At 59.1% G+C, this 16091-nt stretch carries 14 protein-coding genes; 4 read left to right on the top strand and 10 right to left on the bottom strand.

The genetic code is table 11. The annotated features are described in order from the left end of the window. Positions 1-111 precede the first annotated feature (111 nt). The 8 genes from ACYZTW_RS01985 to ACYZTW_RS02020 all read right to left on the bottom strand — a co-directional run bounded on the left by ACYZTW_RS01985 (position 112) and on the right by ACYZTW_RS02020 (position 9093). Positions 112-1470 (bottom strand): LLM class flavin-dependent oxidoreductase, encoded by a 1359-nt coding sequence (locus ACYZTW_RS01985; protein ID WP_462003529.1) that lies wholly within the window; start codon positions 1468-1470, stop codon positions 112-114. After that, positions 1470-2663 (bottom strand): SfnB family sulfur acquisition oxidoreductase, encoded by a 1194-nt coding sequence (locus ACYZTW_RS01990; RefSeq protein WP_462003530.1) that lies wholly within the window; start codon positions 2661-2663, stop codon positions 1470-1472. Before ACYZTW_RS01990 ends, ACYZTW_RS01985 begins: the two co-directional genes overlap by 1 nt. Positions 2664-2701: 38 nt before the next feature. Beyond that, complete coding sequence (locus ACYZTW_RS01995; protein ID WP_462003531.1) at positions 2702-3943, bottom strand: SfnB family sulfur acquisition oxidoreductase; 1242 nt, start codon at positions 3941-3943, stop codon at positions 2702-2704. Positions 3944-4299: 356 nt separating this feature from the next. Further along, positions 4300-5064 carry a hypothetical protein gene (locus tag ACYZTW_RS02000; protein WP_462003532.1) on the bottom strand — a complete coding sequence of 255 codons (765 nt, stop codon included), beginning with the start codon at positions 5062-5064 and terminating at the stop codon, positions 4300-4302. A 499-nt stretch (positions 5065-5563) separates the two neighbouring features. After that, a complete protein-coding gene (gene tcyN, locus ACYZTW_RS02005; protein ID WP_462003533.1) occupies positions 5564-6319 on the bottom strand; it encodes an L-cystine ABC transporter ATP-binding protein TcyN in 756 nt (251 codons plus the stop codon). 4 nt (positions 6320-6323) lie between these two features. Then, positions 6324-6989 (bottom strand): cystine ABC transporter permease, encoded by a 666-nt coding sequence (gene tcyL / locus ACYZTW_RS02010; RefSeq protein ID WP_128873853.1) that lies wholly within the window; start codon positions 6987-6989, stop codon positions 6324-6326. After that, a complete protein-coding gene (gene tcyJ / locus ACYZTW_RS02015; protein WP_462003534.1) occupies positions 6989-7783 on the bottom strand; it encodes a cystine ABC transporter substrate-binding protein in 795 nt (264 codons plus the stop codon). The genes tcyL and tcyJ overlap by 1 nt, the downstream gene beginning before the upstream one ends. A gap of 317 nt (positions 7784-8100) precedes the next feature. Continuing rightward, a complete protein-coding gene (locus ACYZTW_RS02020; RefSeq protein WP_462003535.1) occupies positions 8101-9093 on the bottom strand; it encodes a D-cysteine desulfhydrase in 993 nt (330 codons plus the stop codon). A 192-nt stretch (positions 9094-9285) separates the two neighbouring features. On the opposite strand from ACYZTW_RS02020, the gene epsC reads away from it, so the two are divergent. Both epsC and betT read left to right on the top strand, forming a co-directional pair. Then, positions 9286-10212 (top strand): serine O-acetyltransferase EpsC, encoded by a 927-nt coding sequence (epsC, locus tag ACYZTW_RS02025; protein ID WP_462003536.1) that lies wholly within the window; start codon positions 9286-9288, stop codon positions 10210-10212. A 393-nt stretch (positions 10213-10605) separates the two neighbouring features. Further along, complete coding sequence (gene betT, locus ACYZTW_RS02030; protein ID WP_462005687.1) at positions 10606-12561, top strand: choline transporter BetT; 1956 nt, start codon at positions 10606-10608, stop codon at positions 12559-12561. Positions 12562-12588: 27 nt separating this feature from the next. On the opposite strand, the gene ACYZTW_RS02035 is transcribed toward betT, so the two are convergent. Beyond that, positions 12589-12849: a hypothetical protein gene (locus tag ACYZTW_RS02035; protein ID WP_462003537.1), complete on the bottom strand. Its 261-nt coding sequence runs from the start codon at positions 12847-12849 to the stop codon at positions 12589-12591. Between the two features lie 135 nt (positions 12850-12984). Beyond that, the gene (locus ACYZTW_RS02040) at positions 12985-13725 is read right to left on the bottom strand and encodes an SDR family oxidoreductase (protein WP_462003538.1); all 741 of its coding nucleotides are present in this window, start codon (positions 13723-13725) and stop codon (positions 12985-12987) included. A gap of 135 nt (positions 13726-13860) precedes the next feature. Here ACYZTW_RS02040 and ACYZTW_RS02045 point away from each other — a divergent pair, with 135 nt between their 5' ends. Further along, complete coding sequence (locus ACYZTW_RS02045) at positions 13861-14751, top strand: LysR family transcriptional regulator (RefSeq protein WP_462003539.1); 891 nt, start codon at positions 13861-13863, stop codon at positions 14749-14751. A gap of 167 nt (positions 14752-14918) precedes the next feature. Beyond that, positions 14919-15956: an L-glyceraldehyde 3-phosphate reductase gene (mgrA, locus tag ACYZTW_RS02050; protein ID WP_462003540.1), complete on the top strand. Its 1038-nt coding sequence runs from the start codon at positions 14919-14921 to the stop codon at positions 15954-15956. Positions 15957-16091 lie beyond the last annotated feature (135 nt).

Below are 16091 nucleotides of genomic sequence, written 5' to 3' on the forward strand. Positions count from 1 at the left end.
GTGCATAAAATTGGGGTGTTTTGGCGGGCCTCTTCGCGAGCAGGCTCGCTCCCACAGTGGATCTTCAGTGGTCACACAATCCCTGTGGGAGCGAGCCTGCTCGCGAAGCTTTTAGCGTCGGTAGGCCGATCCAGTATGTTGCTCAGGCAAATGCGCTTCCCCGTGAAACAGTTTCTCCCGCAGGCTGCCGTTGTCGTAAGCGGCCTTGTACGACCCTCGGCGTTGCAACTCCGGAATCACCAAGTCGATGAAATCCACATAGCTTTCCGGCGTGACAATTCGCGTCAGGTTGAAGCCATCCAGCCCGGTTTCCGTGATCCACGATTCCAGCTCATCAGCCACTTGCTCAGGCGAACCGACCACGGTGATGTAGCGTCCACCGAGGGCGTGTTGCTCGAGTAATTTGCGGCGGGTCCAGTCGTTGTTTTGCAGGTTTTTGGTGGCGGACTGGATCGCGTTGCTCTTCACGTACTGGATCGGTTCGTCGATTTCGTACTCGGAAAAATCGATCCCGGTGGAGGCCGAGAAATGCGCCACGCCGGCCTCGGCGCTGGCGTAGCTCAAGTACTCGGCATGCTTGGCCCAGGCCAGCGCTTCGGTGGCGCCGACAATCACGTTCAGCCCCATGAACACCTTGATGTCCTCGGGGTTGCGCCCGGCTTCGACGGCACTGGCGCGCACCTTGTCCACTTGAACTTTGGTCGACGGTTTGTTCTGGCCGCTGATGAACACGCACTCGGCATGTCGCCCGGCGAACAGCAAACCACGATCCGAACTGCCGGCCTGGAACAGCACGGGTGTGCGCTGCGGCGAGGGTTCGCAGAGGTGATAACCCTCGACCTGATAGAACTCGCCCTTGTGCTCGACCTTGTGCACTTTTTCGGGTTGCGCGTAGATCCGCTGCTGCGGGTCGTTAAGCACTGCGCCGTTTTCCCAGCTGCCTTCCCAGAGTTTGTAGAGCACTTGCAGGTATTCATCGGCCTGGTCGTAACGACGGTCGTGTTCCACCTGTTCGCTCAGGCCCATGGCTTTGGCGGCGCTGTCGAGGTAACCGGTGACGATGTTCCAGCCGACCCGACCACGGCTCAGGTGATCGAGCGTGGACATGCGTCGGGCGAACAAATAGGGCGGTTCGTAAGTCAGGTTGGCGGTGAGGCCGAAGCCAAGGTTTTTGGTGACCGCAGCCATGGCCGAGACCAGCAGCAGCGGGTCATTGACCGGTAACTGGATTGACTCTTTGAGCGGCACATCCACCGAGTTTTGGTAGACGTCGTACACGCCGACAATGTCGGCGATGAACAATCCGTCGAACAACCCGCGTTCCAGCAACTGCGCCAATTCGGTCCAGTATTCGATCGTTTTGTACTGAGTTGAGTTGTCCCGTGGATGCGTCCACAGGCCATGGTTGATGTGCCCGATGCAGTTCATGTTGAACGCGTTGAGCAGGATCTTCTTTTTGGCATCGGCCATCAGATGGTCCCTCGCAATGGAGGGTTTTCATCGTTGAGGTAGTAATTGCCGACGGCGTGATACTTCCAGCGCACCGGGTCGTGCAGGGTGTGCACGCGGGCGTTGCGCCAGTGGCGATCCAGACCATGTTCGATCAGGGTTGCCTGGCTGCCGGCCAATTCAAACAGCGTGCTGCCAGCGGCGAGGGAAATCTCGGTGCTGATGGCGCGAGCTTCGGCGACGGCAATCGACGCAGCGGCGACGGTCTCGGCGTTGGTATCGGCCTGAGCCTTGTCGAGGAATTCGCCGGAGCGTTCCAGCAAGGCTTCGGCGGCGTGCAAACGAATGCTTAAGTGACCGAAGCTCTTGATGGTCAGCGGGTCTTCAGTGGCTTTGTCGTTGCCGGAATCAATCCACGGCCGGGTCTTGGTGCGCACGAAATGCAGCGCGTCTTCATAGGCGGCGCGGGCGATACCGGTGTCGATGGCGGCATGAAGAATCTGTGCCAGCGGGCCGACGGTGGTCGGGCGTTCGAACGCACTTTGAAACGGGATCACGTCTTCGGCGGCGACGTAGACATCTTCAAACACTACCGAACCGCTGCCGGTGGTGCGCTGGCCGAAACCGCTCCAGTCGTCGATCACCGTCAGACCTTTGGCGTTACGAGGGACGAAAGCGAGTTGCTGAACGCCGTTTTCGTCCACGACCGACGTCGGAATGCGCTGGGCATAAATAGCGCCCGTGGCGTAAAACTTGCGGCCGTTGATGCGATAGCCGTCACCGTCGCGGGTCAGGCTGGTGACGCGGTCATGGGCGGTTTTGGTGCCCAGTTCTGCGAGGGCATTGCCGAAGCGTTGGCCGGCCAGTACTTCTGCGTAGAGGCGTTTTTTCTGCTCTTCGCTGCCATTCACACGCAACACTTCGAGCGCGTAGAAATGGTTCTGCGGGATCTGGCCGAGGGAACCGTCAGCCTGGGCGATCAGCGCGATCACCTTGGCCAGGGTGACGTTGGAAACCCCGGCGCCGCCGTATTCTTTTGGCACGCTGATGCCCCAAAGACCCGAACGGGAAAACACTTCCAGCTCCGGGTGTGGCAGACGACGTTCGCGGTCGCGTAGGGCGCTGTCGCGTTTGAAGTCTTCGGCCAGGTCACTGGCGACGATCAGGGCTTGCTCATCGCTGGTTATGACCGCGACGTGGTGAGAAAGAGTCATGTGTTTCTCCAGAGATCTGGTCAAAAGTGTTCTGGTCGTTAAATCCAGGAATGCCGAGCGGGCAGCGTGCCGTTCAGGTGATAGGTGCCGACGGCGTGATATTTCCAGCGCACCGGGTCGTGCAGCGTGTGCACGCGAGCGTTGCGCCAGTGGCGGTCGAGGTTGAATTCGGCGAGGGTGGCGCGGCTGCCGGCCAGTTCGAAAAGCTTTTCGCTGGCCAGCAGCGAGATCTCGGTGGTCAGCACTTTGGCTTCGGCCACGGCAATCGAAGCGCGGGCGGCAGACTCGGCGGTGAGCGGCGCGGCATTGACTTGATCGAGCACTTGCCCGGCCTTGCGCAGCAGCGCTTCGGCGGCGTGCAGCTCAATCTTTAGCTTGCCGATGTCGGCGATCACATAAAGGTCGTCGCTGGCCCGTTCGACCTTGGCGTCGATCCACGGCCGTGCGCGGGTTTTCACGAACGCGATGGCGTCGTCGATGGCGCCCCGGGCGATGCCGGCGTCAATGGCTGCTTGAATCAGCTGCGACACGGCACCCTGAATGTTCGGGCTGTCATTGATCTTCCAGTTATCCACCACCAGCTCGGCGTCGACCTGCACGTTGTTGAGCAAAAGGGTGCCGCTGGCGGTGGTGCGTTGGCCGAAGCCCGACCAGTCATCCACGATGCGCAGGCCCGGTGTACCGCGGCGCACGAAGGCCAGTACTTGCTTGCCGTCGTCGTTCAGCGCCTTGACGGCGACCCAGTGGGCGAACAGGGCGCCGGTGGAATAGAACTTCTGCCCGTTGAGGACGAAGCCGTCGCCGTTGGCGGTGATTCGCGCCTTGAGTTCAAGGGTGTTTTTGGTGCCGCGTTCAGGTCCCGCGTTACCGATCCGCCAGCCGTCGAGCACGCTTTTGAACAGCTGTTTTTTTTGCGATTCGGTGGCGCTACCGAGCACCAGATTGAGAATGCCGAACTGGTTCTGCGGGATCTGTCCCAATGCCGGGTCGGCCGCGGAAATGATCGCGAATACCTCAGCAAGGGTGACGTATGAAACCTGCGGGCCACCGTACTCACGCGGGATAGCAATGCTGCCCAAACCACTGCGGGTGAACTGTTCGATTTCCGACCACGGCAGCTTGCGCAGCTGGTCGCGTTTAGCCGCATGCAGGCGAGCGACTTGCGCCAGCTCATGGGCAGCTTTGATGGCTTGTGCGTCGTTGCGCAAGACCTGCGCGGGCAACAACAGGGGGGCGATGTCCAGATCACTCTGGACGATTGCATCTGCCAGACTGGACATCAGTGCCGCTCCTTGGCTGCACGCAATGCCCTGGCGATCTGCACTGGGGTGATTGTGTTCCGGACCATACCTACCTCACATCTCATGGAAACGTCGCGAGGGCTGCGACGAACGAAAACAAGAATGTCCGGTGGTCCGGTGTATATACCCTAAGCGTGTATAAAAAATTAATAAACTAACTTTTAGGAATATGCATAGAAGGGTCTCACACAACCTTGTAGCAGCTGGCGAAGCCTGCGTTCGGCTGCGTAGCAGTCGCAAAATCAGGCACCGCGGTCATTCAGGTTAATCGCGGACTCAGGATTTACGACTGCTGCGCAGCCGAACGCAGGCTTCGCCAGCTGCTACAAGGGATCTCAGCGTTTGCGGGGTTCGGCGGCCATGAGTAGCTCCTTCGGCCGGGCCTTCAAATAGGGATTGGCGCAACCGATCTTCAGCCTGCGCGGTGGTGCCCAGCGGGAGTTGTTACCCACCCGGTCGAGGATGCAGTAAGTCACTTCCAGCCGCAGGTCTTCGCCGGCTTCGAGAATGATCGCCGGCGGCACCCAGACCTGGATCGGCTGGCCCACATCGCCGGCCTTGAGTCGTGGCAGATCCATGCGCACATCGCCCCAGCGCAGGGTGATTTCGTCGTCGGTGGCCATGTTCAGGTAGGGCTCGATGGTCAGCGGGACACCGCGCTTGATCTGGTTCGGATTGACCCCCTGACGGCGAATGGTCTCGGGGATGTTCACGGGCTCCAGACTCTGGTTTTCATCGCCGCACAGCGCAGACGGTTGGCCGCCGGGGCAGTCGAGTTTGATCTGCACCCGTTTGGCGGCGGACAGGGTTGGCCCTTGCCCGATCTGCATGATCCGGTAGTGAACGCGCGAGATGCCATTAGCGATGAAGCTCTGGGGCACACGCAGTTGGACCGGTTGGCCGACATCGTCGGCCGTCAGCACTCTGGAGGCCACGTAGCAGTTGTCCCAGAACAATTCGATCAGGTCGCCTTCGTCCATGCCGGAATAGGGCGCCACATCGATCAGCAGGTGCGCCGCCGAGGTGATGTTGATGCGGGTCTTGTGAGATTGCGCCAGGGTCGGGGCCGCAAGTTCGGGTTTGTTCGAAGTGCTTGTCATGGGTTTCTCCTTGAAGCCTTGCAGCGAAAGTCCGTTTCTGAAAGTTCGAAAGACGTGAATTACCGAGCAACAAAGTCATTCACTATTTGTGAGGTTAAATAATGAATGAGCGTGAGGTTCAACGCCTGTTGGAGACTAGATAAGAGTGCGCTTGAATAGGTGTCAATAGAGTTGGCTAGTTAAGTATGGGATCTAGTGTTATTCAGAAAAATCCTACGCATGGAAGTTAATAAGCGGCGCCGCTCTGTCGAACTTGGCCTTGGTTTATGGGCTTTTAGTGCGTTGTTGATGGCGAGGATCGGCTCGGTGAGGGTGCTGGGTTTGGCGAATTTTAGGCGAGGTTATTCTGTTGCAGGACATATATATGTACCGCACGCAGCTATAAAAAATTAACTATTATTTGGGTGGATGAATAAGCGCAGAGAACGTATCGAGAGGTTCTGCTAGTAGGGGGTTGTCACTTCCATCCATGGAAGTTAACAAGTAGTGACGCGATGTTTCAGTTGTGCGCGTTATTCAGGAACTTGCTGAGGAACTGTTTCGTCCGCTCTTCTTTCGGATTGGCAAACAGCGCCTTGGCTTCGCCTTGTTCGACGATCACACCTTTGTCGAAAAACACCACGCGGTTCGCCACGTCCCGGGCAAAGCCCATTTCGTGGGTGACGATGACCATGGTGCGTCGCTCTTCGGCGAGGCTGCGGATGGTCGCCAGCACTTCACCCACCAGCTCCGGGTCGAGGGCTGAGGTGGGTTCGTCGAACAGAATCACTTCCGGCTCCATCGCCAGCGCGCGGGCAATCGCCACACGCTGTTGCTGACCACCGGACAGGCGTCGCGGGTAAGCGTCTTCCTTGCCCGCCAGACCAACCCTGGCCATCAGCTTTTTACCCAGGGCAACGGCTTCGGCGTGCGGGATCTTCTTTACGATGATCGGGCCTTCGATAACGTTTTCCAGGGCGGTGCGATGAGGGAACAGGTTGAAGTTCTGGAACACGAAGCCCACGTGCTGGCGCAAACGTCGCACCAGGCCTTGCTGCTGGTTCAGCGGACGGCTGCCATCGATCTCGATGTCACCGACCTTGATCCGGCCGCTGGTGGGTTCTTCCAGGAAATTCAGGCAACGCAGGAACGTGGTTTTACCCGAGCCGCTAGGCCCGATGATCGCCACCACCTCGCCTTCCTTCACTTGCAGATCGATGCCGTTGAGCACGACTTGACCCTTGAACTGCTTTGTCAGTTTTTCCACGACAATCATTGGGTCAGGACTCCTGGTCGTGCCGATTGACCCGCTCTTCCAACTTGTTCTGCAGGTGCGACAGCACCGTGGCCAGAACCCAGTAGATCAGCGCGGCGGCAAGGTACATGGTGAACACTTCGAAGGTGCGCGCGGTAATCAGCTGCGCCTGGCGGAACAGCTCCGGCACCTGGATGGTGGCGGCCAGCGCGGTGTCCTTGACCAGCGAAATGAAGCTGTTGCCCAGCGGCGGCAATGCGGTGCGCATCGCTTGCGGGATGATGGCCCGGCGCAGGGTCTGCGCACGGGTCATGCCGATGCTGGCGGCAGCTTCCCACTGACCGCGCTCAATGGAGCTGATCGCGGAACGCAGGATTTCACAGGCGTAAGCGGCCATGTTCAGCGAGAAGCCGATCAGGGCCGCCGGTAGCGGATCGAGTTCCATGCCCAATTGCGGCAAGCCGTAATAGATCACGAACAGTTGCACCAGCAACGGCGTTCCGCGAAAGAACGACACGTAGATGCGGGCGATCCAGCTCACCAGCTTGAAGCGCGACAGGCGCATCAGTGCCAGGCCGAAGCCCAGCATGAGGCCGAAGAACATCCCGCCCAGGCTCAAGATGACCGTGTAGTAGGCCCCCTTGAGCAGGAAGGGCAGGGAGTCCAGTGCGAGTTGGAAAGCTTCTTCCATTATTTGGTGACGTCAGCGCTGAAGTATTTTTCCGAAAGCTTTTTCAGCGTGCCGTCGGCGCGCAGCTTGTCGATGGCCTTGTTCACGGCGGCCAGCAATTCAGGCTCGCCTTTGCGCAGGGCAATACCGGCTTCCTGACGGGAGAACGCTTCGCCGGCGGCGACAGTGTCCTTGGCTTTCTTGGCGTATTCCAGCGCGGCGAGGCGGTCGATCAGAATGGCGTCGATTCGGCCGACACGCAGATCCTGGAACTTGGTCGGATCATCGTCATAGGTCTTGATAATGGCTTTAGGCTGATTGTCCTTGAGCCATTGTTCGTAGTTGGTGCCCAGGCCTACACCGACTTTCTTGCCGTCCAGATCGGCGGCGGTCTTGATGGTGTCTTTGTTCTTGGTCAGAACCAGCGCCTGAATCCCGGAAACGGTGTACGGCTCCGAGAAGTCGTACTTCTTCTTGCGCTCTTCCGAGATGGTCACCTGGTTGATCACCGCGTCCAGACGCTTGGATTCCAGTGCTGCGAGGATGCCGTCCCATTTGGTCGGCTGCAGTTTGACCTTCACGCCCAGCTCTTTGGCCAGGGCTTCGGAAAACTCGACTTCGAAGCCAGCCAGCTTGCCGTCAGCGTCGACGAAACTGAACGGTGGGTAAGTGCCTTCCAGGCCAACGTTGATCACGCCAGCGTCTTTGATTTTTTGCAGCTGCTCACCGGCAACCGCTTGCCCCAGCAGACCGGCGCTCAGCGCCAGGCCCAGCGAACCTACCAGCAGATTTCGTCGTAGTGCGGAAAAATTCATGACAAGCCCCTGTGTTTTCTTATGAAGACGCTTTTAGGAATGTTGGCAAATTCGGGATTTGAACGACTGCAATATCCTGCCCTAAAGCAGCGTATGCGTCTCGCTGCAAATTCGCCTGCGGCGTGACTATATGATGGCGCTTTTAGATTGGAAAATAATTAATATCAATTTTGTTATTCTTTTTTAGAATATAAGTTGCCTTCGAAAAGATCGCAGCCTGCGGCAGCTCCTACATGGATCATGCTCGGCGCAAACTCCGGGTTAACGCCGATCAATGTAGGAGCTGCCGCAGGCTGCGATCTTTTGATCTTCGATCCTTACAAAAAACTGGTATAGGCAAACAACGCCGGTGCCCCACCGGTGTGCAGGAAGATGATCGGGCCGTCATTGAAGCGCTGGCGGCCGATGCCATCGAGCAAACCCGCCATGGCCTTGCCGGTGTAAACCGGGTCCAACAGCAAACCTTCCTGACTCGCCACCAGCTTCACGGCTGCCAACGTCCCGGCATTCGGTTCACCGTAGCGCGGGCCGAAATACTCGTCCCACAACTCGACCTTGAAACTCGCTGGCAGGTTCACGCCCAGCAGCTCGGCAGTGCGTTCGGCGAGGCCTTGGACTTTCGGGCGCTGGTCTTCGTCGCTGCGAGAAACCGTGACACCAATCACTGGCAAATCCGGCAGTGCTTCACTCAACGCCAACGCCAGACCGCTATGGGTCCCGGCACTGCCCGAGGCCAGAACCACGGCGGCGAATGTCAGCCCGGTGTCCTTGATCTGCTCGGCCAATTCCAGCCCGGCGCGCACATAACCCAAAGCGCCTAATGCATTCGAGCCACCAATCGGCACCAGATACGGCTTTTTGCCGTTGTTGCGCAGACGATCGGACAGGGCTTGCAGTTGTTCGTCGGCGTTGTCGAGGTTTTCCACCAACTCGACCTTGGCGTCGAACAGGTCCAGCAACAGCCGATTGCCGTTGCCGACATAGTTAGCGTCGTCAGTGCCCAAGGGGTTTTCCAGCAGGGCTACGCAGCCCAGGCCAAGCTTGGCTGCAATGGCAGCAGTCTGGCGCACGTGGTTGGACTGAAGCGCGCCAGCGGTAATCAAGGTGTCGGCGCCTTGTGCCAGTGCATCGGCCGCCAGGTATTCGAGCTTGCGCAGCTTGTTGCCGCCCATCGCCAGCGGCGTCAGGTCATCACGCTTGACGTACACATCGCGGCCCAGCCAGGTCGATAGGCGTTCGAGTTTTTCCAGGGAAGTAGGATGACCGAGCAGGTCTAGACGGTTAAAGCGGGCAAGCTGTTGTTTGATCATGGGGTCCGTACTGGCGGAGGGAGATGACAGGACTATAGGCACGCCTATTTAGCGGGGCAACTGCCAATCGCCTTATGCCCAAAAGTGCTGAGTACAGCACAATCGGTTCTTAATTCGGCTTCCAGACCATGCCGTAAAGTAATCGCGGTTAACGCGGCCAGACAGTCCGGCCGCCCGTGAGGAGTTTTTACCGTGAGCGAGCGTTCCAGTCATTGGCAACTGCAGACCATCGTCAGCCAACTGCGCACGGCGCGTGACCAGTGGCGCTTACAAAATGGCCGCGCCAGCACCGAACAGGGCGGTCGCGAGTTGCCTTCCCGTGCGGCCATGGCAGAGATTCTCGAAGCCTTCTGTGGCGCATTGTTCCCGATGCGCCTGGGGCCGGTGGATTTGCGCGAGGAGAGTGAAGACTTCTACGTTGGCCACACGCTGGACGTTGCGTTGAACGCGTTGCTGGCTCAGGCGCGACTCGAATTACGCTACGCCGCTCGCCACAGTGCTCAGGCCGACACTGAAGTCGAGGCCAAAACGATTCAGATCATTCAGGACTTCGCCCTCGCATTGCCGGGGCTGCGCAGTTTGCTCGACACCGACGTGCTGGCGGCCTATCACGGCGATCCGGCGGCTCGCAGCGTCGATGAAGTGTTGTTGTGCTATCCGGGGATTCTGGCGGTGATTCACCATCGCCTGGCCCATCACTTGTACCGCGCCGGATTGCCGCTGCTGGCACGGATCAGCGCGGAAATCGCGCACTCGGCCACCGGCATCGACATTCACCCTGGCGCGCAGATTGGTCGCAGCTTCTTCATCGATCACGGGACGGGTGTGGTGATCGGCGAGACGGCAATTATTGGTGAGCGCGTGCGGATTTATCAGGCCGTGACGTTGGGTGCCAAACGCTTCCCGGCGGATGAAGACGGTCAGTTGCAGAAGGGGCAGCCGCGACATCCGATTGTCGAGGATGACGTGGTGATCTATGCCGGTGCGACGATCCTGGGCCGGATCACCATCGGCAAGGGCTCGACCATTGGCGGCAATGTCTGGCTGACCCGCAGCGTGCCGGCGGGGAGCAACCTGACTCAGGCGAATCTGCAGCATGATGACGGGACGCAGAAGTAAGTCCCCGGCTTTTTGGTGACAGATAAACAGTCTTCGCTGGCTGTAGGAGCTGTCGAGTGAAACGAGGCTGCGATCTTTTCAAAGCACCCTAAAAACCAAAGTCAAAAGATCGCAGCCTCGTTTCACTCGACAGCTCCTACAAAATCCCCCAAACCCCGCGTCATACCCATCCTTTAGCTGGCGTACGAACAGTGCCGCCGAGCCTTGCGATTAGTCCTTAGCACCCTATTCATGTTTAACTTGAACGCTCATTCAAGTTAAACCGTCGGTTTGCTGCCCGCTCACAACAGGAGGCTTGCTTTTGCCGAGTCCGTTATTGATTGCCCTGTTTCACCCCCTTGAGGTGCGCGTTTCATGAGTGCATCGTCCCTCCCTCCAAGCGGCCAGGTCCGCATGAATCCGCCGGTGTTTTACTTCGCGGCGACCTTCATCCTGCTGTTTGGCATTGTCGTCATCGCCATGCCTGAACAGGCCGGCGCCTGGCTTCTGAAAGCGCAAAACTGGGCGGCCAACACGGTCGGTTGGTATTACATGCTCGCGATGACGCTGTATCTGGTCTTCGTGGTGGTCACCGCCTTGTCCGGCTACGGCAAGATCAAGCTCGGTGCCGACCACGACGAGCCCGAATTCAGTTACCTGTCCTGGGCCGGCATGCTCTTCGCCGCCGGGATCAGCATCACGCTGTTTTTCTTTTGCGTGTCCGAACCACTGACCCATTTGGCGCAACCCCCGCAAGGCGAGGCCGGCACGGCGGATGCGGCGCGTCAGGCGATGCAGATTCTGTTCCTGCACTGGGGCCTGCACGGCTGGGGCGTGTTCGCCTTCGTCGGCATGGCACTGGCCTACTTCGCTTATCGACATAACCTGCCGCTGGCCCTGCGTTCGGCGCTCTATCCGCTGATCGGCAAACGCATCAACGGCCCGATCGGTTACGCAGTGGACGGCTTCGGCATCATCGCCACGGTGTTCGGCCTCGGCGCCGACATGGGCTTTGGCGTGTTGCACCTCAACTCGGGTCTGGACTACCTGTTCGGCATCGCTCACACGCAGTGGATTCAGGTCGGCCTGATCACGCTGATGATGGGCGCGGCGATCATCGTGGCGGTGGCTGGCGTCGATAAAGGTGTGCGCGTGATGTCCGACATCAACATGCTGCTGGCCTGCGCGCTGCTGCTGTTTGTGTTGTTCGCCGGCCCGACTCAGCATTTGCTCAACACCTTGATCCAGAACATCGGTGACTACCTCGGCGCCTTGCCGATGAAGAGTTTCGACCTGTACGCCTACGACAAACCCAGTGACTGGCTGGGCGGTTGGACGGTGTTCTACTGGGCCTGGTGGATTGCATGGTCGCCGTTCGTGGGCCTGTTCATCGCACGGATTTCCCGTGGCCGGACCATCCGCGAATTCGTGTTCGGCGTGCTGTTGATTCCACTCGGCTTCACCCTCGCGTGGATGTCGATTTTCGGCAACAGCGCCATCGATCAAGTCCTCAACCACGGCATGAGCGCCCTCGGCATGTCGGCCATCGATAACCCGTCGATGACCCTCTATCTGCTGCTGGAAACCTACCCGTGGAGCAAAACCGTCATCGCGGTCACGGTGTTCATCAGCTTCGTGTTCTTCGTGACGTCTGCGGACTCCGGCACCGTGGTGCTGTCGACACTGTCCGCCAAGGGCGGCAATCCCGATGAAGACGGGCCGAAATGGCTGCGGGTGTTCTGGGGCGCGATGACGGCGCTGGTGACCAGCGCGCTGCTGTTCTCCGGCAGCATCGATGCGCTGAAATCAGCAGTGGTGCTGACCTCGTTGCCGTTTTCGCTGATCTTGCTGCTGATGATGTGGGGGCTGCACAAGGCGTTCTACCTGGAGTCGCAGAAGCAGATCGCGCAACTGCATTCCCTGGCACCGGTATCCGGATCGCGGCGTGGCGGCTGGCGTCAGCGCCTGAGTCAGGCGGTGCATTTCCCGTCACGCGATGAGGTCTATCGTTTCCTTGATACGACGGTGCGCCCGGCGATTGAAGAAGTCTCGGCGGTGTTCGTCGAGAAGGGCTTGAACGTGGTCACTCAGCCGGACCCGGCCAACGATAACGTCAGCCTGGAAATCGGTCACGGCGAGGAGCATCCGTTTATCTATCAAGTGCAGATGCGTGGCTACTTCACGCCGTCCTTCGCCCGTGGTGGCATGGGTTCCAAGGAACTCAACAACCGTCGTTACTACCGGGCCGAAGTGCATTTGAGCGAGGGCAGCCAGGACTACGATCTGGTGGGTTACACCAAGGAGCAGATCATCAACGACATCCTGGATCAGTACGAGCGGCACCTGCAGTTTTTGCATTTGGTGCGTTGATCGAGAACCGATGGCGCCAGGCCCTTTTCAGGTCTCGGCGCTCAACACCTTGAACAGTACCAGCGCCGCCACCGGCACACTGAACACCATCGTGCCGATCATCAGTTCCGAACTCAGTGACTGGCCGGCCGTGACCACACCAACGGCACCATTGATCATTGTCAGCGCCAGCCACAGGACCACGAAGCTGTAGGTCAGTGTCTGTTGGCTGAAGCCGATTTTTTCGCCGATGAACAACATCAGCGCCAGCAGGATCAGGCCGAAGGTGATGATGATGGTGGTGTGCATGGTGTGTTCCGCCCTTCGAATGTGTGTTGCTTTTGGGGCCGCCTTCGCGAGCAGGCTCGCTCCCACAAGGTCGTCGCAATCCTGTGGGAGCGAGCCTGCTCGCGATAGGGGCGCTGCGATGTCAAGTGAGCATAGTTAAACTAGCCCGCCGTTGACGCGCAGGACTTGCCCGTTGACCCACGCCGAATCCGGACCGACCAGGAAGGACACGACGCGGGATATGTCTTCTGGCTGCGCCAGACGTTCCAGTGGGGCCATCTTGGCGAAGGACTGGATCTGCTCCTCGCTCTTGCCGTGCAGGAACAGATCGGTGGCGACTGGGCCAGGCGCCACGGCGTTGACGGTGATGTTGCGACCGCGCATTTCCTTGGCGAACACCTGGGTCAGGGATTCCACCGCCGCTTTGCTGGCGATGTACACCGCGTAGCCCGGCAGGTTCATGCCGACGGTGCTGCTGGAGAAGTTGATGATCCGGCCACCGCTGTTCAGGCGAGTGGCGGCTTCACGCAGGGTGTTGAACGTGCCGCGAGCGTGGATGTTGAAGTTCTGGTCGAACAGCTCATCTGTGTGTTGCGCCAGCGGCAGGACTTTGAGAATGCCGGCGTTGTTCACCAGCACATCGACCTTGCCCAGTTGTGTTTCGGTCTCGTCGAACATCCGGCGTACGTCGTTGGCGTTCGCGACATCAGCCTTGATCGCTATGGCCTGGTGGCCGGCCTGGCGCAATTCGACAACCAGAGCCGAGGCTTCAGTGGCGCTGCTGGCGTAGTTGATGGCGACGGCGAAACCCTGGTTGGCCAAGTGTTTGGCGATCACCGCGCCGATGCCGCGGGAGGCGCCGGTCACGATGGCAACTTTCGAAGTTTGAGTAGTCATGGCGGTGATTCCTTTGAGTCGTGAGTTGTTTGCTCGGTGTGAAGCCAGATTCACATGTTTACTCAGGCGGATAAATGCACGAGAGTTGCCTTGACTGTTCAATAATCGCCAACAATCGACCGCCAGGAGACCCGCATGGATCAAGTCAAAGCGATGAAGGTTTTCGTGCGGATCTACGAGCGCAGCAGCTTCACGCTGGCTGCCGACGACCTGAATCTGCCGCGGGCGACGCTGACCCACACGCTGAATCAATTCGAAGCCTGGCTCGGCACACGTTTATTGGAGCGAAGCACTCGCAAGGTGCGTCCTACGCTGGATGGCGAGGCTTACTACCTGCGTTGTGTGCAGCTGCTGGCGGAACTGGAAGAAGCTGAACTGGCGTTTCGCAGCGTGGCGCCGAAGGGGCGATTGCGCGTGGACTTGCACGGCACGTTAGCCAAGCACTTTGTCATCCCTGCGTTGCCGCAATTCATGGCGCGCTACCCGGATATCGAGTTGTCCATCAGTGAGGCGGATCGTTTTGTCGATCTAATCGCTGAAGGCGTCGACTGCGTGCTGCGCGCCGGCACCTTGGGCGACTCCGCGCTGATCGGCCGCCGCGTCGCCAACCTGCGCCAAATCACCTGCGCCAGCCCCGCGTACCTGCGCAAATACGGCGAACCGAAAAGCCTCGACGACCTGAAACATCATCGTGCCGTGAACTACGTCTCGCGAACGACTGCCAAGTTGTTTCCGTTCGAATTCATGGTGGATGGCGAGCTGAAGGAAGTGGCTATCGATGGCGCGCTTTCAGTTTTCGGCGCGGAAATTTATGCGGCGTCGGCGATTGCCGGGCTGGGCCTGATCCAGTGCCCGCATTACCGAATGGAAACGCAGATTTCCCAGGGCTTGGTGCAGGAAGTCCTGATCGATACGCCACCACCGCCGATGCCGGTTTCGGTGTTGTATCCGCACAACCGACACATGTCGCCACGGGTTCGGGTGTTCATGGATTGGCTGGGGGAAGTGTTTGCGGGGGCACAGTAGCCTCGGTTCCACAGAGCGTGAGAACGATCAACTGGCGGCAAAGATGAAATATGTGAAACGTTTCAGCATTTTCTCGAGTCCGAGGTTCATCGGCGTTTGTCTGGGCGTATGCTGGGCAACTTGCGAAGCAGTCGATACCAACTTCAAGACAGACAAGAGAGGATTCGATGACCTACACCGCTGCCGAAAACCGCTACGACTCCATCCCTTACCGCCGCGTGGGTCGCAGCGGGCTGGTGCTGCCGGCACTGTCTCTGGGCCTGTGGCACAACTTCGGCGACAGCACGCCGATCGACACCCAGCGTTCGTTGCTGCGTACCGCGTTTGATCTTGGCATCAACCATTTCGACCTGGCCAACAACTACGGCCCGCCGTACGGCAGCGCCGAGATCAACTTCGGTCGTTTGCTGCGTGAAGACTTCAAGCAGTATCGCGACGAGCTGATTATCTCGAGCAAGGCCGGTTGGGACATGTGGGCCGGCCCTTATGGTCAGGGTGGCGGTTCGCGCAAATACGTGCTGGCCAGCCTTGATCAGAGCTTGCAGCGCCTGGGCCTGGACTACGTGGACATCTTCTATTCCCACCGCTTCGACCCGGATACGCCGCTGGAAGAAACTGCCAGCGCACTGGCCACCGCCGTGCAACAGGGCAAGGCGTTGTACATCGGTATCTCCTCATACTCGGGCGTTAAAACCCGTGAAATGGCCGCACTGCTGAAAGAGTGGAAAGTCCCGTTGCTGATTCACCAACCGGCTTACAACCTGCTCAATCGATGGGTGGAAAAAGACCTGCTGGATACGACGGACGAACTCGGTACGGGCGTGATTGCGTTTACGCCGCTGGCTCAGGGGTTGTTGACCGACAAGTACCTCAACGGTGTGCCGGCGGACGCGCGGGTCAATCGTCCGGGGGGTGGTTCGTTGCAGGCGGCGCACCTGTCCGAAGCCAACATCGCTCATGTGCGTGCACTGAATGAGATCGCCAAGCGTCGCGGTCAGAGCCTGGCGCAGCTGGCATTGTCGTGGACGTTACGCGATCCGCGTGTGACGTCGGCGCTGATCGGTGCGAGCCGGCCCGAGCAGATTATCGAGAACGTCGGGGCGTTGAAGAATCTGAGCTTTAGCTCGGAGGAATTGGCAGAGATTGACCGGTTTGCCCAGGAGGGCGGGGTTAATCTTTGGGAGAAGCCTTCGACGGCGGAGTAAGTGTTCGGTGCCGGATCTTCCGGCGACTGTTCCGCCGCCATCGCGAGCAGGCTCGCTCCCACATTGGATTGCATTTCAACTGTGAGAGCGAGCCTGCTCGCGATGGGGCCAGTACAGGCAGTGGATATGTCAGAA

The organism is Pseudomonas sp. LB3P25, from assembly GCF_054897985.1.

Coding starts and splice junctions, on each gene's coding strand:
- ACYZTW_RS01985 (WP_462003529.1), bottom strand. CDS start 1,470: ATGGCCGATGCCAAAAAGAAGATCCTGCTCAACGCGTTCAACATGAAC.
- mgrA (WP_462003540.1), top strand. CDS start 14,919: ATGACCTACACCGCTGCCGAAAACCGCTACGACTCCATCCCTTACCGC.
- betT (WP_462005687.1), top strand. CDS start 10,606: ATGAATCCGCCGGTGTTTTACTTCGCGGCGACCTTCATCCTGCTGTTT.
- ACYZTW_RS02035 (WP_462003537.1), bottom strand. CDS start 12,849: ATGCACACCACCATCATCATCACCTTCGGCCTGATCCTGCTGGCGCTG.
- ACYZTW_RS02045 (WP_462003539.1), top strand. CDS start 13,861: ATGGATCAAGTCAAAGCGATGAAGGTTTTCGTGCGGATCTACGAGCGC.
- ACYZTW_RS02000 (WP_462003532.1), bottom strand. CDS start 5,064: ATGACAAGCACTTCGAACAAACCCGAACTTGCGGCCCCGACCCTGGCG.
- ACYZTW_RS01995 (WP_462003531.1), bottom strand. CDS start 3,943: ATGTCCAGTCTGGCAGATGCAATCGTCCAGAGTGATCTGGACATCGCC.
- ACYZTW_RS02020 (WP_462003535.1), bottom strand. CDS start 9,093: ATGATCAAACAACAGCTTGCCCGCTTTAACCGTCTAGACCTGCTCGGT.
- ACYZTW_RS01990 (WP_462003530.1), bottom strand. CDS start 2,663: ATGACTCTTTCTCACCACGTCGCGGTCATAACCAGCGATGAGCAAGCC.
- tcyN (WP_462003533.1), bottom strand. CDS start 6,319: ATGATTGTCGTGGAAAAACTGACAAAGCAGTTCAAGGGTCAAGTCGTG.
- tcyJ (WP_462003534.1), bottom strand. CDS start 7,783: ATGAATTTTTCCGCACTACGACGAAATCTGCTGGTAGGTTCGCTGGGC.
- tcyL (WP_128873853.1), bottom strand. CDS start 6,989: ATGGAAGAAGCTTTCCAACTCGCACTGGACTCCCTGCCCTTCCTGCTC.
- ACYZTW_RS02040 (WP_462003538.1), bottom strand. CDS start 13,725: ATGACTACTCAAACTTCGAAAGTTGCCATCGTGACCGGCGCCTCCCGC.